General features: G+C 60.0%; 16 protein-coding genes and 1 tRNA gene. 5 read left to right on the forward strand and 12 right to left on the reverse strand.

Annotated features, from left to right (window positions below; translation table 11 throughout):
- The first annotated feature begins 1 nt into the window (after nt 1).
- Nucleotides 2-1,858, forward strand: coding sequence for a sensor histidine kinase (locus J3U87_RS12665; protein ID WP_237383408.1), 1,857 nt, complete (start codon nt 2-4; stop codon nt 1,856-1,858).
- A 24-nt stretch (nt 1,859-1,882) separates the two neighbouring features.
- On the opposite strand, the gene J3U87_RS12670 is transcribed toward J3U87_RS12665, so the two are convergent.
- The gene (locus J3U87_RS12670) at nt 1,883-3,541 is read right to left on the reverse strand and encodes a sulfatase (protein ID WP_237383409.1); all 1,659 of its coding nucleotides are present in this window, start codon (nt 3,539-3,541) and stop codon (nt 1,883-1,885) included.
- Nucleotides 3,542-3,590: 49 nt separating this feature from the next.
- Entirely contained in the window at nt 3,591-4,124 is a 534-nt protein-coding gene (locus J3U87_RS12675; RefSeq protein ID WP_237383410.1) for a tRNA (cytidine(34)-2'-O)-methyltransferase, read from the reverse strand.
- Nucleotides 4,125-4,624: 500 nt separating this feature from the next.
- Here J3U87_RS12675 and J3U87_RS12680 point away from each other — a divergent pair, with 500 nt between their 5' ends.
- Both J3U87_RS12680 and J3U87_RS12685 read left to right on the forward strand, forming a co-directional pair.
- Nucleotides 4,625-5,764, forward strand: a complete 1,140-nt coding sequence (locus J3U87_RS12680) for a DegT/DnrJ/EryC1/StrS family aminotransferase (protein WP_237383411.1) — start codon at nt 4,625-4,627, stop codon at nt 5,762-5,764.
- Nucleotides 5,765-6,133: 369 nt separating this feature from the next.
- Nucleotides 6,134-7,030, forward strand: a complete 897-nt coding sequence (locus J3U87_RS12685; RefSeq protein WP_237383412.1) for a hypothetical protein — start codon at nt 6,134-6,136, stop codon at nt 7,028-7,030.
- Between the two features lie 107 nt (nt 7,031-7,137).
- On the opposite strand, the gene J3U87_RS12690 is transcribed toward J3U87_RS12685, so the two are convergent.
- The 10 genes from J3U87_RS12690 to J3U87_RS12735 form a co-directional block, all read right to left on the reverse strand.
- A complete protein-coding gene (locus J3U87_RS12690; protein WP_237383413.1) occupies nt 7,138-8,907 on the reverse strand; it encodes a HEAT repeat domain-containing protein in 1,770 nt (589 codons plus the stop codon).
- Between the two features lie 433 nt (nt 8,908-9,340).
- Complete coding sequence (locus tag J3U87_RS12695) at nt 9,341-10,003, reverse strand: hypothetical protein (RefSeq protein WP_237383414.1); 663 nt, start codon at nt 10,001-10,003, stop codon at nt 9,341-9,343.
- A gap of 75 nt (nt 10,004-10,078) precedes the next feature.
- Complete coding sequence (gene hutI, locus J3U87_RS12700) at nt 10,079-11,344, reverse strand: imidazolonepropionase (RefSeq protein WP_237383415.1); 1,266 nt, start codon at nt 11,342-11,344, stop codon at nt 10,079-10,081.
- Entirely contained in the window at nt 11,341-11,958 is a 618-nt protein-coding gene (locus J3U87_RS12705; RefSeq protein ID WP_237383416.1) for a DivIVA domain-containing protein, read from the reverse strand. The genes hutI and J3U87_RS12705 overlap by 4 nt, the downstream gene beginning before the upstream one ends.
- Nucleotides 11,959-12,183: 225 nt before the next feature.
- Nucleotides 12,184-12,468, reverse strand: a complete 285-nt coding sequence (locus J3U87_RS12710; protein ID WP_237383417.1) for a YggT family protein — start codon at nt 12,466-12,468, stop codon at nt 12,184-12,186.
- 1 nt (nt 12,469) lies between these two features.
- Nucleotides 12,470-13,165, reverse strand: a complete 696-nt coding sequence (locus tag J3U87_RS12715) for a YggS family pyridoxal phosphate-dependent enzyme (RefSeq protein ID WP_237383418.1) — start codon at nt 13,163-13,165, stop codon at nt 12,470-12,472.
- Between the two features lie 11 nt (nt 13,166-13,176).
- Nucleotides 13,177-13,887 carry a zinc ribbon domain-containing protein gene (locus tag J3U87_RS12720; RefSeq protein ID WP_237383419.1) on the reverse strand — a complete coding sequence of 237 codons (711 nt, stop codon included), beginning with the start codon at nt 13,885-13,887 and terminating at the stop codon, nt 13,177-13,179.
- Between the two features lie 173 nt (nt 13,888-14,060).
- Nucleotides 14,061-14,137: transfer RNA gene (locus J3U87_RS12725), tRNA-Ile, on the reverse strand.
- A 233-nt stretch (nt 14,138-14,370) separates the two neighbouring features.
- Entirely contained in the window at nt 14,371-15,207 is an 837-nt protein-coding gene (locus J3U87_RS12730; RefSeq protein WP_237383420.1) for an SAM-dependent methyltransferase, read from the reverse strand.
- A 93-nt stretch (nt 15,208-15,300) separates the two neighbouring features.
- Nucleotides 15,301-17,742: a hypothetical protein gene (locus J3U87_RS12735; RefSeq protein WP_237383421.1), complete on the reverse strand. Its 2,442-nt coding sequence runs from the start codon at nt 17,740-17,742 to the stop codon at nt 15,301-15,303.
- Nucleotides 17,743-17,830: 88 nt separating this feature from the next.
- On the opposite strand from J3U87_RS12735, the gene J3U87_RS12740 reads away from it, so the two are divergent.
- Both J3U87_RS12740 and J3U87_RS12745 read left to right on the forward strand, forming a co-directional pair.
- Nucleotides 17,831-18,883 (forward strand): hypothetical protein, encoded by a 1,053-nt coding sequence (locus J3U87_RS12740; RefSeq protein WP_237383422.1) that lies wholly within the window; start codon nt 17,831-17,833, stop codon nt 18,881-18,883.
- Between the two features lie 189 nt (nt 18,884-19,072).
- Nucleotides 19,073-20,785, forward strand: coding sequence for an alanine/glycine:cation symporter family protein (locus J3U87_RS12745; RefSeq protein ID WP_237383423.1), 1,713 nt, complete (start codon nt 19,073-19,075; stop codon nt 20,783-20,785).
- The last annotated feature ends 10 nt before the right edge of the window (nt 20,786-20,795 follow it).

The raw sequence follows: 20,795 nt of genomic DNA on the forward strand, positions 1-20,795 counted from the left end.
CATGAAGAACCGGATTCTCAAGACCTTTTCCGGTTACATCGTTTTGCTTTTGGTTCCCGTGAGCATTCTTTTCTACCAGGGAACCGTTTCGCTGAAAAACCACAAGCTCCAGTTGGAAAACAGCTTGAACGCCCAACACGATCGGGTCGCCAACGATTTCATTCGCGACCTCTCGATGGAATGGCAACGCTTTCTGGAGCGCGAGAAAGTTCGTCCCTTCACTTACTACCTGCCGGTCATCTTTTCCGAGGGCGACCAGATTGCCACTACCGGCGGCGACCTGGTCTATCAACGATCGCCGCTCTATTTGAACAAGGTACGCCAACTCAAGAACCTGCGCCCCACCGAGTCCGGCATCGTGGACGGCATGGACCAGACGACCGAGAGCCTGTACAACATCATCGAAAACAGCGTCGTCGGCTACTTTCAGCTCGACCCCGCCACTCGTCGGGTCACGACGCCCTACGACACGAACGAAGCCTTCAAGACCAGCCGCGAAAACAAGGTTATGGTAGATCAGTTCCGTCAGTTCCTCGAGCAGGAAATCAAGCCGCTGCTGATTACCCGCCTGGGCGTGGACAACATCGACAGCATGGACAAGAGCGTCATCCTGCGCAACCTGAAAGCCAGTCGCCGGCTGAACAAGAGCAAGGAATCGCTCAGCGAACTGCAAACGCTCTTCGAGTTCGCGACGCAAAACCCCTCCTACCTGGATGAGAAGGGAGAGGACTGGGTTTCCATCAGTTACTACGACTTCGCGAGCATCATCTTTCCGGACACCCTGGGCAACAAGTACATCGTTTCGTTTCGCATCGTGCTGGTGGACGAACATCTCCTGATTCAGGGTTTCCTGATCAACCTACTGATCTTTCACCAAGGCTCCCAGAGCAGTTACCTGGAGCACCGCCAGCCGGAATTCGGCAGCGTGGTGATTCGCGAAACCACCGCGGTCGCCGGTGGCGTGAAACTGATCGAACCCTTCGGTAACCTGACCCTGCAAAAACGCAAAAACGACCAGGCGGCCTACCTCCAGAGTTACTACGAGGAACGCAACCGCTTCTGGTTCAGCATCTTCTGCCTCATATTGGTGCTCGGTGCATCCATGTTCCACATGGGTAAGTTGATTTCCGCCCAGGCCTTCCTGACGCGCAAGAAGAACGACTTCATTTCGGCGATCACCCACGAGCTCAAGGCGCCCCTGACCAGCATCATCATGTATACCGAAATGCTGCTGGAAGGCTGGGCCAAGGGCAAGGAACACACTTATTACAAGTACATCCACTGCGAATCGGAGCGCCTGTCACGCCTGATCAAGAACGTGCTCGACTATTCCGGCATCGAGCGCGGCGTGTTCCGCGCCAAGAAGAACTCGTTGCTCCTGGACGAATTCATCGAGGAAACCCTGGAACCACTCCAGGTTTGGATCGAGAACAACGGCCTGAAGTACTCCTACCAGGTGCGCTCGACGCCCTACGTCCGTTTCGACAAGGATTCGCTGGCCCAGGTCATCTACAACCTCTGCGACAATGCCATCAAGTACGCCCGCACCGATCCCAATCCCCTGTTGACGATCATCATCGACGAAACCGATACGGACGCCATCCTGATCGTTTTCGACAACGGCCCCGGCGTGCCCAAAGAGGACGAGACCAAGGTCTTCAACCGCTTTCATCGCTGCGAAAACGAATTGACGCGGGAGAGCACGGGTACCGGTCTCGGCCTGAGCCTCGTCAAGGAACTGGTCGAAAGCAACGGCGGCACCATCAACCTGTTTCACCCGGAAACCGGCAGCGGCTTCGGGGTCAAGATCCTGATTCCGAAATCGGTGGATTCCTCGCTGGAAACGGCAGCCGGTTGAACCCCGGATCGGGAAAAGCACGCCCTACTCGGCGTAACCCAGGCTGCGCATGACTTCCAATTGCTCCGGTGTCAGTTCGCCCACATCGCCGGCATCCAGGCCGCGCCCTTCGAGATAGGCCTGCATGAACAGGAACAGTGCGTCCCGTCGCTGCAGCTCGGATTCGGCGCGGTTCTGCCGCTCCAAGGGGTCCAGGTCCAGGCGAAACAGCTCGGCGCCGTAAGTCTCGCCCTTGCGCGACTGGATCAGTTTGTCCTGTCCCTGCCACACCGCGACCAGGCGAGGGTCTTCGGCCGGCACGTGGGGACCCAGAAAGAAGGTTTCACCGAAGTGCGGTGTGGGTGTCGCACCGGAAGGCTCGGAAGACAGGAGGTTGCGTCCCTCCCAATCATCTCTCGGAGGGGTTTTCGTGATCGCGGCGATCGTCGGCGGAATGTCCAGAATGGAAACGAGATCGGTCGAAGGAGGAGCGGGTTCGATGCCCGCCCCCGCCAGGGCGAACGGTACGTGCATGACCTCTTCGTACAGGGTGTCGGCATGCAACAGGCCGCCGTGCTCGCCGAACTCTTCGCCGTGATCCGAGGTCAACAGGATGGTCCAGTCACCTCGAGCCAACAATCGCTCGACCAAGGGTCCGATCAATCCGTCGGTGTAGGCCAGCTCCCCTTCGTACAAATCGCGCAACAAATCGATCTGCGCCGGGGTCGGCGGGTCGAACTCGTGCTCGAGCAGCCAGCCGGTCATGCCGATCCCCTCCGGATCGCTGCGCCCATCGCGAGGCAGGTAGGGACAATGAACCTCGTAGGTGTGGAGAAACACGAAAAGCGGGGCCTGATCCGAGTCGACCAGGGCTCGATCCAAGCGGGCCATGTTGGGCGCCAGGCGTGAGATGGCCTCGGGGTCCTTTTCCATCATGCGCGGGGGATCCTCGACGAAGTCGTGAAAGCCCTGGCTCAGGCCATATCTCCCCGACACGTAGTTACCCTCGGTAAAGGCCATCGCGTAGTAGCCCGCATCGCGCATGGTTTCCGCCAAGGTCACCGCATCGTCGCTCAGTAGCTGTTGCGGCAGGCGCACCCCGTGTTTCACGGGCGACAGCCCGGTCAGCATCGAGGCATGGGCAGGAAGCGTCCATGGCGCGGTGGTGTAGGCCCTCTCGAACAGGCGGCCGTTCAGGGCAAAAGACGCCGCCAGCCGCGGCATGTGTTCGCTGTCGAACAGGTCGTAACGCAGGGTATCGATGCTGATCAACAACACGTTGGGCCGGTCGGTGGTCCCCTCGGGAAGCACGAAGGGCTCGCCGAACCACAGTGGCTCCCCTTCCCACGCGAAGGTCGCCGCGGGTTCGGTCACCGATAGTTCGTGCCGCGACCAACTGCGTGCGGGCAGGTTCAGAACGGCGGGTTGCGCGCCGTGAACCCGAACCGTCCGCGCCCCGCTCTCGCGATTGCCCACCCACAACCAAACCCGGCGATTCGGCGGCAATGCGCGCGCGTAGGGCGTCGGCGCCTCCACACCGGCGATGAATCTGCCGTCGATTTCGAGCACCTTGGTTTCGGGTGCCACGAGGGTATAACCCGGTTGGCGACCGCAACTCGCGAGTACGGCCACCATCACAAGCGCCAAGGCGTAGAACCAAATACCTTTCAGAACCGGGATACGACTGCGATTCGCCACGATCATGCGTCAACCTTGTCCTTCAATCAGTTTCCATAGCGCCCGGCATTGCCACTCAAGCATCCGGCGGGCTCATCGGCCAGGGCGTCTTCGAGAATCCGTCACTCACCTGGCGCACCGCTTCGTAGGCCACGATGCCCACCGACATCGCCAGGTTCAGACTGCGCGTCTTGCCGTACATCGGGATCGTGAAGACCCGCTCGGGGAAACGCCGCAACAGCGATTCCGGCAAGCCCTTGGTTTCCTTGCCGAACACCAGGAAATCGCCGGGTCGATATTGCACCTCGCCGTAGGGTCGATCGGTCTTGGTGGTGAAGTAGAAAAAACGCGCCTCGGGCCCGGCCAGGCCCCAGAGCGCCTCGAGATCGGGCAGGGTCCGCCATTTCAAATGAGGCCAGTAATCCAGACCGGCCCGCCGCATATACTTGTCTTCCAACGAGAAACCCAGAGGTTCAATCAAGGTGAGGGTGATATCCAGCCCAACACACAGTCGTCCGATCGATCCGGTATTACCCGGAATCTCCGGTTCGACGAGCACGATGTTGAGGCTCCTCGCATAATCGAGCGTGGCCATTCCCTTTTGTTCCATTCACAGCCCCATTTCACGATGTCGACCGGCGCCGCGGTCCCGAGCGTATCGGACAGCCGCCCCGCCCATAAATCGGTCAGCGCAGGACATTGTCCCAAAATTCGTCCCAAATGCCCAATTGGTGCAGCGTGATGATGGCCGCAAACACTAGGAAAACCAGGAATCCAATAGCGAAAAGTACCCAACCGCTAAACGTGAAGCAGCCCGCTTTCGGTGTCTCGGATCGGTCCGACGAAGATGGTTTGGGATCGCTCATATAAATCCTTCAATCAAGCGAGACTTGGCGGGCCCGCACCCACAATCCCATGATTCTAACCGAAGCGCGGCCAGAACGAGCCTGCTTTGGCCAATTTCCCGGCGACGCGCGCCCATGGCGAAGCGGATAGATCCCCACCACAACGCGATCCACGACGGGGCGGCCCCGGCCGATCCGTGTAGACCCGCGCGAAACCTTGAGCTAAAGTAAGGCATCGCAGGATCTCGAGAACAAGGAACAATCGATGGCGGATCGCATTTTCTTATCACCACCTCACATGGGTGGCGACGAGGCAGTATTGGTTCAAGAAGCCTTTGCCAGCAACTACATCGCACCGGTCGGCCCCATGCTCACCGCCTTCGAGGAGGGATTCGCGGCCTATGTGGGTATTCCCCATTGCGTCGCCCTCGCCAGTTGCACCGCCGCCACGCATTTGGTGTTGCGCGAATTGGGCGTCGGTCCCGGCGACGAGGTGATCGGATCCTCGCTGACCTTCATCGGCTCGATCAGCCCGGTCACCTTCGTGGGGGCTCGGGTGGTTTTGATCGATTGCGATCGATCTTCGTGGAACATGGACCTGGACCTGCTCGCCGAGGAACTGGAGCGCGCCGCCCGGCGCGGCAAACTACCCAAGGCCGTCATTCCCACCGATCTCTACGGCCAGTGCATCGATATGGATCGCATCCTGGAAATCTGTGCGCCCTACGAAATCCCGGTGATCTCCGATGCGGCCGAAGCCCTTGGCGCCTGCTACAAGGGGCGCCACGCGGGTCAGGGCGCCTACGCCTCGGTCTACTCCTTCAACGGCAACAAGATCATCACCACCTCGGGCGGCGGGATGCTGGCCTCCGAGGATGCCGAACTGGTCCGCCGCGCGCGCTACCTGTCCACCCAGGCCCGACAGCCGGCCCCCCACTACGAACACACCGAGATCGGCTACAACTATCGCCTGAGTAACATTTGTGCGGCTATTGGCCGCGGCCAATTGCGGGTCTTGGACGAACGCGTGACCCGCAAACGCGAAATTTTCGAAATCTACCGCGAACGCCTGGGCAATTTGCCGGGGATCCAGTTCATGCCGGAGAGTCCCTCCACTCGAGCGAATCGTTGGCTGACGGTGATTCTGGTGGATCCCGCCGCTTTCGGTGCCAACCGCGAAGACCTGCGCCTGGCCCTCGAGGCGGAGAACATCGAATCTCGTCCGGTTTGGAAACCGATGCACCTCCAACCCGTGTTTCACGGGGCGCGGGCGATCGGCGGCGCGGTGTCGCAGGAACTCTTCGAACGAGGATTGTGCCTGCCCTCGGGAACGGCCCTGACCACAGTGGATCTGGACCGGATCTGTACCATCATCCGCAGTCAATGCCCCTCGGTCGTCGCCTGATTCCATCCGGCCCGTCGCCTCTCCGCAACGGCACCGGGAAAAGGCACCGCGATCCACGACCGCCGGCGGTCGATGGAAAGCGAAACACGCACTTCGGCCAATGTGTCAAAAGGCAACGGGGGTCATAAATGTGCGATTCGCGCGATGCGGGCATTTCCCACATCCGCGAACGCGCTAGAATGGTGCCCATCCACAAGGGGTCTGTCGAACGGCTCACTTGGAACGAAGCAATTCTGCATTTCGAGCGTTATCGGATGCGGGTTTCCCGGACCTCCATCGAACCACCGGCCACCGCACGACCGAGCGACGGTGCAGGAGCCCGCCAGCGGCGAGGTGCCGCGAACATCCCGAACAAGGAGTTTCACCTATATGGCCAGCGATGCGAGCAATTTCCCATTTCGCCTCAAATACTTCCTCAGCCACCTGGCGGTTTCCATCTTGGTATTCGCCGTTTTCGTGGGCGCGGTACTGACGTTCTGGTATCCGATCCCTTATTTTTGGACGGAAGGCGGTTATTACGGACTTGGGGTGGCCACGTTCGTCGACCTGGTAATGGGTCCGCTCCTGACGCTGTGTATCGCCAAGGAGACAAAATCGAGAAAAGCCCTGATTTTCGACCTGGTCGTGATCGGTGCGCTTCAGATTGGTGCCTTGGGATACGGGCTCAACCTGGTCTACAAAGAACGACCCATCGCGGTCTACCTGTTCTTGGAAACGTTTCATGTCATGCGCACCGAGGATTTGGCCAATATCGGGAAAACGCCCGACGATCTGAAATCCCTGGGTAAGCCCAACCCCCACTTCGTCTTCGTTCGCGAACCGGCCACCAAGACGGAAGCCAAGAAAACCATGCGCATGGTGATCGAGAACCAAATCGATATCCAACACCAGATCTATTTGTGGCAACCCTTGGCAGAACGAATGTCGCTCGCCCGCGAACGAGCCATCGACGTCGCCGAGTTCAAGGAGGGCGATCCCGAGGCCGCCGCCAAACTGGAGGCCTTCGCCAAACGTCACAAGGGCTCGGAAGAAGTTTTTTTCTACCGGTTCAGCGGCAAGTTCACCAACACCGTCTTGGCCTTCGACGGCCAAGGCGAACCGATCGGTTACGTCGACGTGGAACCGCCACCACCGCCCATTGTGACACCGCCCGTCAAAGACGAGGCTCCGCCCGGCATCGCCGCACCGGAAGCACCGAAGTCGGAAGCGGCCCCGGCCCCCGAGGGTGAACCCGGCGACGAGAACGCACCCCAAAACCAGAACTGAATCTCGAGGTCTCGATGGTACCGGGCCGTCGAGGCCTCATCCACGCGTCATCCGAACCGTGAAATCCAGCCCGTCGGACGCCCATTTCGGCTTCGATCGGGTTCGGACTAACCGGTCAACACCTCTTGGATCGCATGGCGCACGGAGTCGTCCTTGTCGGTCATGAATTTGGTGAGGAAGCTGATGTGATGCGGCGCCCGGGTGGCTCCCAGGGCACGCACGGCTGCCACCCGCCGCCCGCTGGAACTGCGGGTCTTGAAAAAAGAGGTCTTGTTCACAATGCTCTTGAGGTAGTCGATCGATACGGGGCAGTCGAGTTTACCCAGGGCCATCAAGGCCGCGTGGCGCACCCGCTCGGAATCGTGATCCTCCGACAGTTCGATGAGAATCGGTGCAAAACCCGATTGTCCACCGTACGCGACATAGTCCAAGAGACGGATGAGCCGATTCTCGTCCTCCTGCTGCGTCAATAACCGGTATCCGAGTTCCAGGGTGCGTGAATCCTCGATCAGGAACAGGCAGCGGTACACCTGATCGAGCACCCGCTTGCTGGTTTCGTTCTCCAGCAACCATTTCAGGGTCGGAACCAAAGAAATCGGTGGCTTGACCGAAAGCAACAGCAACAGGTTGCGGCGAACGTACCAGGGTTTGTTCTCGCGGATCGCCAGATCCAACTCCTTCATGACGTCGGGAAAGATGACGTCACCCATGCTGAACAGGGTATCCAACAGGATCTTGCGCAGGCGTCGTTCCTTGGTTTCGAAGAGGACCTGCATCAAGGAGTTGAAAATCCCCAGCGCATGCTCCCGAAACAAGATGTTCATCCGCGTCCGCAAACCCTGTTCCGAATCGGCCGCCCGAACCAGGCGCTCCAGGAACCGCGGTTCGAGAAAGCTCTTCAGGTTGTTTTCCAAAAGGGTCTTGTAGGGATCGCGATGGCGTTGACTCTGTTCCGCCATGACCGTCAGGCCGTAGAGCAGGGGCCGGTACCGTTCTTCCGCGCCGAAATGCCGCAAAATGTCGGCAAAGGTTTCCAAGTGAATGCGATACAGATCGAACTCCTGGCAGATCCGCAGGTCGAAGGGCATCGCCTTAACGATGCGGTACAGCGCCTTCAGCTCGTTGTTTTGGATCAGGACCTTGACCAGGACCTGATAGCTGGAGAAGGCCAGCTCGCGATCGCCGCGATCGAGCGAACGCAAGTCGTTGCGCATCAGGGTCAAGGAATCGGCGACCTTGGTCATTTGCTGTTGATCCACCAGGTGCTGCATGGTGCCGTAGAGCGTTTCGTAATCCTCGGTGGAAATGAAGAGACCGGGCACCAGGTCCTCGGTTCGCCGTATCCCCGCCTCGCGCTCGGGCGCGGTCGACTCTTCTTCCGGCGATTGTTTCTTGAACGCCGGGGTGGGTGTCCCGATACTGAAGGGCGCCTGACGGTTGAAGCTGTCTTCCAGGGCCGGAGGGTTGACCTGGATTTTATAGACGCCGGCGCCTTGGAGTATTTGGGAAGCGCTGCCATGACTGGAGAAAAAATAGCTGTCGCGGTGTAACAACCCGATGAAGGCGTGGATGTCCTCGATCGTGGCTCCCTGAAGGATGAGCACCTCGTAGATTTTGCGTTGGATACACGCCTCGAGAAACCACTGGGTGGTCGGCATCGAGAATACGGTGCGATCGACCGCGTGGTGATTGATCAGAATCTGGTTGCTCTGGAGCTGAAGGGTCAGACTGCCGTCGCGTCGCCACCAAAAGGAACAGGCTTCCGAAAGAAGCCGACCATGTCGCTCCACCACGGGGTTTTCGGCCCGGTACATACCAAAGTAGTCAAAGCAGGCTTTGACGATGTTGAACAGGCTTTGGTATTGCTTGGTTATCATGGACCTTGCACCAAATGTGGTTGCTCGATACCTGCTTCGAAAAGCCAACCCGACCCAATTGTGAGGAACGGCCGCATGTTCCGGCGCCCATCCCACCGGTAGGCCAGCTCATCACGGCGGCGAATATGGCGAACGGGAGCAGTGAGACCGGATGGAAACCTCCGTGATTCGCCGCGTCCGAGCATGAATCTGAGTGAATGTATGTACTTTTTTATAAGCCATTTTTTGCGAAATGTATACGCCTTTTCCAAATCGGGCCCTCTGCTCGGACACGAGAGTTTCCCCAAACTGAAGATGTGAGGTCCGAGTTGCCGCTCAAGGCGTAAAAAACGGAACACGAGTGCCGAAAAAAATGGCGTCGCACGACCGTCGGAACCCGCTGTGGATTCCGGAACTCGGTTCCCGACACACCGTCCGAGCCGGACCGTGCAGTTTACTTTTTCACTTCACCCAGAATGGGACGATCCTGGATACCCAGGAACCGTTCGATCTGGTTCTCGACGTACAAGGCCTGATTCACGTCGTAGATCTCGCGCAGAAGCAGCCGACGCTCGCCGTTGTTGAGGAAGATGTTGACCTGGTAGACGGGAAAGGCACGACCACGACGGCGCACCAACCGCTCGCTGCAATAGAGTTGATCGATCTGGGCAATTTCGACCGAGAGACCGCGTCGCCACGGAAAGGGGCCGTGTCGCAATCGCAACCGGCCGGAGTCGACCTCGATCGAGGTGCGGTTCACCAGGAACACCAGTGCCCCGTAAAACAGGATGAACCCGAATCCCAGATTGACTCCGGCCATCAGCCGCAAAAGCGGATCGAAACCCGGCGTCCTGGCCAGCCAAAGGAGGAAAAACCCGTTCCAAACCAAGGCCAGCAACATCAGGAGCCAATGTCGGGGCAAATACCAGCGCCGGGTCAGGGACAGACCGGATTCGGAACGACGAATGTCCATGCCTGGTGTGACAGCGGCGTCGAGCGTGGCCTCGAGCGAAAAGACGGCGCCACAGGAAGCACAGTGCGCAATTCCCCGGTCGAGGTCGAGGTGCTCAGGTAAAATTCTGGCGCTGCAACGCTTACAGTCAACGGTGGCTTGCACGGCGGGGTCCCGATAAAAATTGAAACGAACGCGCGGACGAACAGGCCCGGCCGCGCGACTTCGTACCCGGTGAGATCAGGCGGAAGTTCCATCGATACGTCTTCGGTCACGAACGGCAAAGTTTCCGTCCTTCATGACGTCGGACACGTGGTTGATCCCCCAATAATAGACCAGATACATCACACTGGGCGCATCCAGAAAGGCGATATCGGCTTTCTTGCCCACTTCCAAAGTGCCGTGGGTCGCGGCTTTGTCGATGGCGGCCGCGGCGTTCAAGGTCACGCCGATGAAGCTTTCTTCGAAGGTCATCCCCATGTTCATGCAGGCGAGGGCCATCATCAAGGCTTGAGACACGGTGTGGCTGCTGCCGGGATTGTAATCGGTGCTGAGCGCGACGGCACAACCGGCCTGCTTGAAGGCATCGGCATCGGCGTAGCGCCCGCGCAGGAAGAAACTGGTGCCCGGTAGCAGGGTGGCAATGGTACCGGCCTCGGCCATGGCGGCCATGTGCTCCTCGCTGGCCCAGACGATGTGGTCGGCACTGACGGCACCCATTTCGGCGGCGAGACCCGCGCCCCCCAGCGGATGCAGCTCGTCGGCATGCATTCGGATCTTGAAGCCGTGGGCCGCCGCGGCTTCGAGGTGGCGCCGCGAATCGTCCAATTCGAACACGTTCTTCTCGCAGAAGATGTCCACATAGGGTACATTGCCGCGCTTGGCCACGATCGGCAACAGCTCCCGGTTCAAATAGTCGACGTAATCGCCGGGACGACCGGCGTATTCCGGCGGCACCTCGTGGGCGCCCATGAAGGTCTGCACCATTTCCACGGGGTGGGCCGCAGAGACCTGATCCATGACGTCGAGCTGCTTGATCTCGGTTTCCAGGTCGAGACCGTAACCCGATTTGGCCTCGATGGTGCCGACGCCGTGCAACAACATGGTGTCCAAGGTGCGCAGGGCCTTGGCGGCCAACGCATCGCGATCGGCGGCGCGGGTTTGGCGCACGGTGGACTTGATGCCGCCGCCCGCGGCCGCGATCTCCACGTAACCGGCCCCGTGTAAGCGCCGGTTGAATTCGTCCGAACGATCGCCTCCCCAAACCAGGTGGGTATGGGGATCGACGAAGCAGGGAATGGCGACCTTGCCCCCCATGTCGACTCGCGCCACATCGGCCGGCAAATCGCGGCCCAACTCCTCGCGCGTTCCGATTCGCGCGATGCGATCGTCTTCGACCAGAATCGCCGCGTCCTCGATGCGCAGCATGACATCACTGCGGGTGACGGCCCCATTGCCCGTGGCCGTGTAGGCTTCCGTGATTCCCTCGATCAATACCCTGTTCATGTTCCCGTCTTCGCTCCTTTTCGTTTACCGTCGTTGGTCTGCGAGCCGGGTGTCGATTCTACCTTGGGAAAGGGATGCGGTTCGTGACGGGCCGGTGAGGCCGCGTCCGCGGATCCGGGCTTCATGAAAGAGAGGTTCATGAGGTTGTCGGCCTCGTTCGCCAACTCGCGCTCGGCCTCGACAAAATGGGTGAACCGACTGACCATCATTTCCGCTTCGGCCAACAGGTCGTTGCGGGTCCGGCGCAGATCGGACAGGTGGGTTTGCACCTTGCGCACTTCGTCACGCGCCCGCTCCTGCAGCGTATCGGCCTTGAGCTGCGCCTCTTTGACGATCAACTCGGCTTCCTTGACGGCGTTTTCCTGGATGTCGACCTTGATCTGCTGGGCCGACACCAGGGTATCCTTCAATACTTTTTCTCGCGATTCCATGTCTTTGATGCGTTCGCGGAGGACGGCCAGCTCACGGGCCATCTTGTGGTTCTGTTCGATGATGTTTTCGAACTCTTCCGCCAAGGCATAGAGGAAATGTTTGACCTCTTCCGGGTTGAACCCGCGCAACTTGGTCGTGAACTCGTGATTCTGAATTTCCAGCGGCGTGATCACCGGGGACACCTCCCTTTCCTAGGGATTTCGCGGGGTTTGGAGCGATATTCGTAGGGAAAGGACGGCGCTACGGCAGATTTCTTTCGCATCGTCCGGCATCGATGCCGGTCGCCGAAGCTCGATCGATCGACCCACGGTCGTCCCACACGGACTACCGAAACAACGAAGGTAGCGCATCGCCAGGATCTTGCATTCGGCATTCACGGTGGAAACAGCACCGATTGTACCACGACCTCAACCGAGAAAAACGGCGCCAATCGCCCGTGAAAGCAATTGGATACCGAAAAACAGCAAAATCGGCGACAGATCCAGGCCGCCGACCACCAAACGGTTTTGGGTGATGCGACGAACGAAGGACAACGGCGGTTCGCACATCTCCTGCAGGAAGACGTACCATCCCGCGTATCGATTGCGCACGAACCAACCCGCCAGGATATAGCCGAACAGGAGCCAGCTATAACCCTGTAGCGCGACCCACAGCATGTGGCCGATGAATTCACGAATCGATAGAATCTCCATGTCAGTTGCGCTCCCCAAACAAGGCGCTGCCCACTCGGATGAAATGACTGCCGCATTGGATGGCGACCCCGAAGTCGCTGGACATGCCCAGGCTGAGCCTGCCCGGCCACTGCGGGAACCGCTGCTTGAGCTGATCGCGCAGGGCCGCCATACCTTCGAAGTAGGCGCGTATCTTCTCTTCATCCGCCGCCAGCGGCGGAATGCCCATCAAGCCGATACAGGCCACGTGCTTGAGACCCAGGGCCGCTTCCAGCACCGGCTCGGTGGCCTCGGGATGCAGCCCGTATTTGTCGGTGTCGAGCGCGTAATTCACCTGCAGCATGACCTTGGGGCAGAGCCGCTCTTCCGCCGAAATCGCCTCGACGCGCTGCAACAGGCTCAGGCTGTCGATGCTGTGGATGTAGGCGAAATGCTTGACGGCCTTGCGCACCTTGTTCTTCTGAAGGTGGCCGATGAAGTGCCAGGTGATGTCTTCGGGCGATGCCTTGACTTTGGGCACCCCCTCCTGAACCTGGCTCTCGCCGAAATTGCGAATCCCCAGAGCGTAGGCCTGGTGCACCACGGCGAGGGGCTGACGTTTGCTGACGGCAACGAACGTCAGACCCGACCGATTGCGCAAGGCTGTGTGCAACGCGGCATCGATTTGCTGGTTGAGGGCATCGTAGCGCGCCTGTAGGCTTTCGGTCTGCTGCGACATGGCGGTTACTTTCACTCGGTGTCGGCGAAGTAGAGGATGCGTTTGCAGCTATCGCAGGTAATGACGCGATTGAAGCGACGCAACTGGTCGACGATGTTCTGCCGCACCCGGACGTGACACGCCTGGCAGACGGACGAAACGCACAAGGCCAAGCCCACGCCGTTACGGCGGGCGGCGATCCGCTCGAACTTGCGGCGCAGGTCGACCGGAACGTCCTGGGCCAGCTTGTCTTTGACCAGTTCCTTTTCGCCCTTTTCTTCCTTGTTCTCGATCATGGCTTCCTGGTGCTTGGCCATCGCGGTACCGTGCTTCTCACCGGATTCCTTCTCGAGCGTCGTCAATTCTTCGATATTGCCGTCGATTTCCTTGATGTCGTTACGGCGTTCCGAAATTTCTTCTTCCAAGGTGTGAATCTGCTTTTTGGCGACATCGATTTCCTTGAGTACCGCGTGATACTCCTTGCTGTTGGTGACCTCGTGCAGGTCTTTCTCGAACTTTTGAGACTTCTCGGTCGCCTCGGCCAGTTTGATCTCGCGCTCTTTGATTTCGGCCTCTTTGGTCTCGCGCTTCTCTTTCAACTCCTGAACGCGCTCCTGTACCGCTTTCCACTCTTTTTCCATCTCAACGATCTCAGCCGGTACAAAAGACAGCAAGCGATCCAGTTCGGCGATCCGCACCAACACATCTTGATAATCTCTAAGCGCTTTCAATGCTGCTCTCAAAACTTCCTCCGCAAATCAGTTCGCATGGCAAGATTGGCATAAAAAAAAGGTGTTCGCGGCCCTCGGGCAGAACACCTTTGTCTCGATGAAACTCTAAACAACCCGTTCTCATGGTCTATGGGGGGGTAAATGTGCAAGCCAAATCTCAATCGCAATCGACTCTCCTTCTAACATGGTGGGCCCACCAGGACTCGAACCTGGGACGACCCGGTTATGAGCCGGGGGCTCTGACCAACTGAGCTATAGGCCCATGTTAGAGAGGACGCCTGTGCAAGACGCCAGGACAGGATATTATACCAACGCCATATCTAAACTCAAGTTCGGGGCGGTTTTTGTCCAAAAACGGGATGAATGGCACCGAACAAAAAAGGTGCTCAAATAACTGCGAGAGAAAGCCTTAACCGCAGGGCAGGCAATTTCGGCGACGTGCGGCAAAGACTGCCAACCACGACAACCTATCCCCCTCTCCGCCCCGAAACCTTTCTAATTGGGAGACTTGCCTTCATTCCGGCACGCTTGGTTCGCCGGGGTTTCGACGCGTTCGATCAACCAGGCCGCATCGACGAAACAGGTCTCCAATTTGCGGCATTCCACTTCCTGGCGCCGAACGTAGGCGGCGATGGTTTCGGCCCGGTCCGGGTGCCGATCCATCAGGTTGCGGGCACACCGCCGGATGCGGTCGTTGTTGTCGCGGTTGGTGGCGATCATCTGGGCATCGGTCAGTGTCGATGTGGCCACACAGCGATCGCCGGAGGCGGTCAAGGCACGCAGCATGGCGTCCTCGTGCAGGGCGTATCCATAGCCCTCCGCCAACGGTGCCCCCGGCTTGAGGAACACATCGCCGATGACCATGAACCCGCCGGGCCGCAGCAGGCGCCGCAGTTGGGTGACGGTCTCGGTCGGTGGCCCCAACAAATCGCCCAGGCCGGCGAAAATCAGCGCGTCATAGCGGTCCTCGGTTTGCACGAGGTGTCGCACGTTCCCCTGCCGAAACCGGCAGCGATCGGCAAGGCCTCGTTTCCGGGCAGTCGTGTTGGCCTCGTCGACAAACGGTGCGAAACCATCCACGCCTTCCACTCGGCAACCGAAGCGCGCGGCCACAGCCAGGGCCAGGGCGCCCTTGCCGCAGCCCAAGTCCAAGACGCGCCATGCCGGCGCGGGCGATACCCGTTCCAGGAGCTCGAGCGTCAACTCCGGAGATCCGCCCAAAGCCTCCAAGTCGGCCAGTAGCTCGGGCATCAGCGGCAACAGGTCCACTTCGGTTTCCAATAGCGCAGCGATGTCGATCGACAGTTCGGGCGACGGCGTGGATTCCGCCATGACGTCCTCCCTCGAAAGCCGGTTGTTTCATTGACGTGGTACTCTCATTACACCATCGATGTAGGCATTCGAAGAAAGAAATCGACCCCGGCTTCAATCGCCTTGGCCTTGCGCGGCTTTTTCCACCGCATCGGCTCGCCAGGATACGCGGAAGCGATCCCCGACCACCTCGAACGACAGATCATGCCAGGCGAACAGGCGGGCCAGTCCGCGCAACAGGGCGCGCCCACCGTAGGCCTTCGGCTCCGCCGGGTCGGCGCCCTGGCGGCAACGGTTCTCCACGGAAAATTGGAACTGATTGCGGATGGGGTCCAGGTAGATCCTCAACAGCGGGACATCACCGGGGCACCCGTGGCGAATGGCATTCACCAAAACCTCGTGTAGGAAAAAGCCCAATCCGCCGCGCACGGGCATGGCCAACAGGTGGGTTTCGGGCCAGTCGAGACGGGCCTCGAAGGCGGTGCCCTCCGGCTCGGCATCGGCGAGCACCCCGTTGTTCCAATGAAGTTGCGCGCGAAGCCCGGTATCGTCCCGAACCACGTCGAACACTTCGTACGCGCGCTGGAGCGTGGCTCGGAGGTTGCCCTCGTCGACCAGGTACTCGGCGGGCGGCGGGTCGTCGTCCCAGTGCGTCAGCAGCCAGGCGATGACCTGAATCCGGTTGGAGAGATATCCGCTCAGCCATCGGGAAAAAGGGTGATCTCCGTGCCGGCTCAGGTGGCGATGAAGCACCCGTGAAAGGGTATCCAGTCCGTGGTTCAACAGGCCCGCCAGCTTGTTGCGCTGATCCATTCGGGTCCGATCGACGACCTCGGCCGTGAACAGGCTCAAATCGGAATCGGGTTCAAGAATGAACAGCACGCCCAGCCGGTGGCGCTCGTCGGCGTGGATGGTCTCGATCGGGGCGGTGACGGTCACCGATCGAATGACCGCGTAGCGAAGCGAGTCGGCGATCACGAGCGGCAACCCATAGGCACGCCGCGCACCGGGCTCGGAGACTTGCATCCGTTCGTAGTGCTCCCGAACCTCGAGGCGATCGGGTAACAAACTCCGAAACAACATGCCTTGCCGGAGCCCCAAATCCTCGGCGGCGGTATTGCCGAACACGATCTCTTCGGTATTGGGATCCACGACGGTGATCGGAATCTTCATGGTATTCAAGAGATTCTGCTTCTCCTGGAACTCCGAAACGGCTTGGGAGCGGGCGGCCTCCGCTCGATAGCGATTCCACTCGAGCCCCGCCAGAAGGAGGAGAAACAGCAAGACCAACAACGCCACGGAAAGCACCGGGAAATGCGGTTCGGTCTCGGGAAACAGCAACACCAGCCAGGTGTCGCGCTGCACCGGGAATCCCACGACCGCACCCATACCCTCCGCGAAGCCGTGGTAGATGGAGGCCGGCGTTTGATAGCGTTGCCCGGTTACCTCTTGGCGTGCAAGCTGCGCCACGGCCTGCCCCAGCCGAGAAGGTCCCTTTTGGGATATGACGGAGGCCAGCGCCGCCCAGGGCCCGTTGCTGAGCGCGATGGGCGCCTCCAGCGTCACGAGCTCCGCCGTCAACGGGCCCTGAATGTGATTGGTGAAGTCTTCCCAATCCAAATCGAACGCGATATCGACGCCAAACAGTCCCTTGAGCCCGCTTTGCGGGGCGACCAACGGTACGCTGAGACTGGTGATCAATCCACTTCCGGCGAGATCCAGGTAGAGTCCGGAATAGAAAGGATGGGCGGGAGCGCCGTAGTCGAAGGTGAAAAAGAACTCGTTGGAGACAAGGCTGGGCAGCTTTGGCATTTTCCGCAGCTCGCGGCCTTCGCGCAAAAACGCCTTGCGCAGCCGATCCTCGCCGGTGCCTGGCGCCATCCAAGGTTTGGTCACCATGGTGCCGTCCTCGCACAACGCAAAGAAACGGACCAACTTCGGCTTGCCGGGAACACCACCGAGCCAGGCCGAATCGGCATCGGTCACGAGTCGCGCCTGGACGCGGTTGATACTGGTCAACGCATCGCGCAGAAACTGGTTGGAGGCGTCCTCCCGATCGTCCAGATCGGCACCGCCGAGAAAGGTCCTTCGCGTCACGACAAACCACTCATCCTCCAAGGCCGCATAGAATTGAGAACGCATCTGCAGCGATTCGTCCTCGGGCTCCAATGGGATCGCCACGGGCCAATCGCCCTCGGCGGCGGTTGAACTGGAAAGCAGCAACTCGCCGAGCCGCTCGAACTGTTCGGGCACGTAGGAACCTTTTTGCCAAGTGATGAGTTCGGGTGAGAAATCCACCGAATCGGATGCCAGGTAACTGCTGAGTTCCCACTTCAGCCAGGCCAACACGCCGGGCGTATCGGTAGGGCGCATGGGCACCGTGCTGTGGACCATCTCGTAAAGCGCGCGAGCGCGGCTGGTGGCGACGCGGGCCCGCCAATCGGCGCGAACCTGGTACAGGGTCAGCAACCCCAGGAGCAAAAAGAGCAGCAACCCGAGGTAGAGGTAGCGTGCGGGGATCGGCTTGGGGAGATCATGGCGACCGGGTTTGGACATTCCGATATCCTTGGACCCTGCGGTCGGGTACTTTGTGGGGCGTTCGTTTCAGTTTAGAATGGATCCATTTCCCCACGGACGAACCGCAATGAACGGTCACGGCGAACACGAACGCAAACCTATTGTTGTCATTGAAGATCACTTGTACCACATCGGCGAGATACTTCAATACTTGGAAGTCGACGCCCCCGACTTGATCGACCAGATCACCGTGGTCTGCCTGGATCGCCCCGGTCCCGATACGAACAAGGCGGTAACGGCCTGGTTGGCCGCCCATCCGGATTTGCAGGTGGCCGCTCATATGGATCCGTCCGCCATCACCGCGGCGGACCGGGCGCGCCTGATCTCCTTGCCCGAGGCATGTTTCCACAATGCCAACAGGTTCTGTCGACAGATCGCGGCCCTGATCGCGCCTGGCGGCCTGCTGGTGCAGGACATTCAGCTCTCGTCCCTGCACTTCCTTCCGGACGATCGTTGGTGGGAGTCGATCTACCTGGCCAATACGATTCGCGGGATGTTCGCCGCCCACCCGCCCTCGTGCCGGTTCATGTCCAACAAGACCGGGTTCGAAGCGACCTTCGGTGCCGACCTGTTCGAGGCCGGTTTCGACCCCCGCGATGTGTTGGGGAAACACCGGCTCGCGCAACAGTTCGTGCCCGCACTTCAACGCTTTCGCCGCCAGCATTTTCCGTTGGTGGTTCGCGATTTGGGCACGGACGGCTGGCCCCGCGAGAAGTGGCTCGGCCGCCAGGCCGATATACACGAGGCATTGGCCACCGACTACGATCTGATTCTCTGGCTGGATGCGGCGCAAAAGGTCCGGCTGAGTGGGCGCCTGATCAAGACAGGCTCCGGCAAACGATGCCTGACACTCAAACCGGACTCTCAGGAAAGCCGGACATGGTCGCAACTGATCGACGCCTATCTACAGGGCCAGGCCGGGATCTCGGTGCGTGCACTGGGCCGGCGTTTGGCGCCGGAACATGCCCTGCAGGCCGAGATGACCAATGCCGCGGCACGCCACATCCACGGACTCCGCGCGCGACTGACCCAGGGTGGGGCCATCACCACCCAAAGCGGTTTCTATCTGCTGTCGCCCACATATCGCATCGCGCGCGTGGATCCGCTTTCGGAACCCTGAGGCCAAAGGGCACTCTCTGTACGGGTTGGCTTCGGTGGGTTTCGGGACGAGCCGAGCCGTCAAGCACAGCCTATTTCGCCAACCTCCTCCCACCTTCGCAAAAAGGCGGTGCCCGCCGGAAGGTCGCGGTATAGAGCCGGTCCGGATGCCCGTACTAGGGTAGTCGCCAAAGACTTCGAGGAGGCGACAGTGGCATGGGAAGCGTGGCGCAATGGATTCAATCAACTCTCGGCGGTGGTGACGGGCTTCCTCTGGCACCCGGTGGTGCTCTATGTCCTGCTGTTCGTCGGTATCTACCTGACCCTCCGCAGCGGTTTCGTGCAATACCGATCGCTGATTCACGGGTCCTCGCTCGTTCTGGGTCTCTCGGGCAAGAGCAAGGGGCCTGGCGCAATCAGTCACTTTCAAGCGCTGTCGGCGGCGCTGTCGGCCACGGTGGGCCTGGGCAACATCGGCGGCGTGGCGCTGGCCATCACGATCGGGGGTCCTGGCTCGGTCTTTTGGATGTGGGTGGTCGGCCTGCTGGGCATGGCGATCAAGACGGTGGAAGTGACATTGTCGATGAAGTTCCGCAATACGGAACAACCGGACAACCCCCACGGCGGCCCGATGTACATGATTCGCGACGGGTTCGCCAAACACTTTCCTGGCCGGAAGAAGCTGGGCGCAGGGTTGGCCGGGATGTTCTGCGTCACCCTGCTGATTTCCACATTCACCGGGGGTAACGCCTTTCAGGCCTGGAACACGGCCATCGTCACGGAACAGTATTTCGGTGTGCCCAGCATCGTGGTCGGCTTGGTGCTCGGACTGATCGTGGCCTGCGTGATTCTCGGTGGGATCTCGCGGATCGGAAGAGTCGCGGGCCGCATCGTCCCCCTGATGTGTGGGCTCTATCTGGTCGCCGCCCTTTACGTGATCTGGGTGAACCTGGACCAGGTCCCCATGGTGATCGCCCTGATTTTCAAAGGGGCCTTCGGCTCGCTCACGGGACAAGGTGCCTTCCTCGGCGGGACCGCGGGCTGGGCCTTCAGTACGGGCATGCAGCGCGCCTTCTTCTCGAACGAGGCGGGTCAGGGTTCTTCTTCGATCGCCCACTCCGCGGTCAAAACGGACGAGCCCGCACGGGAGGGATTGGTCGCCGGTCTGGAACCCTTCATCGATACCCTGGTGGTGTGTTCCCTGACGGCCATGGTAATTCTGCTGAGCGGGTCCTGGAACCGGGAACCGGACGTACCGCTGAACGCAACCCCTGAGTTCTTTTCGACCCGCGACGGTCACTGGCAACTGGAAAAGACCGAACTGGAAAACCACCTGGGTGCATCGCTGGCCATCGGCCAACGGGTCACCATTCCGGTGAACGTTCCCGGTGCCGGCGGATTATCGACCATGCTTTCGGGAGAAGTGACCGCCAGCCCGAGAAAAGCGGTGACCTGGGCATCCATCGCGGCCGACACCAAGCCGGAACTATTGGCTTCGGGCTTCTACCACGCCTACGACGGCGCATCTCTCACGGCCTATTCGTTCGATCGCGTTCACCCCGGGCTCGGGCGGTGGTTGGTATCGCTGGCGACCTGGTTCTTCGCGATCTCGACGATGATCTCGTGGAGCTACTACGGCGAACAAGGGGTGGTCTTTCTCTTCGGAGAGCGTTGGGTGCTGCTCTACAAGTTCGTGTTTTGCGGAATCACGGTGATTTCGGCATCGGGTCTGATACAGACTTCCCAGGAAATCAATCACCTGACCATGCTCGGCACGGGCGCGATGCTGTGGGTCAACGTACCGATTCTGGTGCTGTTCTCGAACGAGGCGATGGCCTGCCTCAAGGACTACTATCGCCGCTCGGCCACGGCCGAGCCAACGGCGAAGCTTCCCATCGCGGAAGGGGCGAGCGACTCACGGTAGGTGCCCCTCC

Source organism: Sulfidibacter corallicola (assembly GCF_017498545.1).
GTDB lineage: Bacteria > Acidobacteriota > Holophagae > Acanthopleuribacterales > Acanthopleuribacteraceae > Sulfidibacter > Sulfidibacter corallicola.

What these genes read in the sequence shown, in the direction of transcription:
- J3U87_RS12665 (WP_237383408.1), top strand. Translation starts at nt 2, where the DNA reads ATGAAGAACCGGATTCTCAAGACCTTTTCCGGTTACATCGTTTTGCTT.
- J3U87_RS12670 (WP_237383409.1), bottom strand. Translation starts at nt 3,541, where the DNA reads ATGATCGTGGCGAATCGCAGTCGTATCCCGGTTCTGAAAGGTATTTGG.
- J3U87_RS12675 (WP_237383410.1), bottom strand. Translation starts at nt 4,124, where the DNA reads ATGGAACAAAAGGGAATGGCCACGCTCGATTATGCGAGGAGCCTCAAC.
- J3U87_RS12680 (WP_237383411.1), top strand. Translation starts at nt 4,625, where the DNA reads ATGGCGGATCGCATTTTCTTATCACCACCTCACATGGGTGGCGACGAG.
- J3U87_RS12685 (WP_237383412.1), top strand. Translation starts at nt 6,134, where the DNA reads ATGGCCAGCGATGCGAGCAATTTCCCATTTCGCCTCAAATACTTCCTC.
- J3U87_RS12690 (WP_237383413.1), bottom strand. Translation starts at nt 8,907, where the DNA reads ATGATAACCAAGCAATACCAAAGCCTGTTCAACATCGTCAAAGCCTGC.
- hutI (WP_237383415.1), bottom strand. Translation starts at nt 11,344, where the DNA reads ATGAACAGGGTATTGATCGAGGGAATCACGGAAGCCTACACGGCCACG.
- J3U87_RS12710 (WP_237383417.1), bottom strand. Translation starts at nt 12,468, where the DNA reads ATGGAGATTCTATCGATTCGTGAATTCATCGGCCACATGCTGTGGGTC.
- J3U87_RS12715 (WP_237383418.1), bottom strand. Translation starts at nt 13,165, where the DNA reads ATGTCGCAGCAGACCGAAAGCCTACAGGCGCGCTACGATGCCCTCAAC.
- J3U87_RS12730 (WP_237383420.1), bottom strand. Translation starts at nt 15,207, where the DNA reads ATGGCGGAATCCACGCCGTCGCCCGAACTGTCGATCGACATCGCTGCG.
- J3U87_RS12735 (WP_237383421.1), bottom strand. Translation starts at nt 17,742, where the DNA reads ATGTCCAAACCCGGTCGCCATGATCTCCCCAAGCCGATCCCCGCACGC.
- J3U87_RS12740 (WP_237383422.1), top strand. Translation starts at nt 17,831, where the DNA reads ATGAACGGTCACGGCGAACACGAACGCAAACCTATTGTTGTCATTGAA.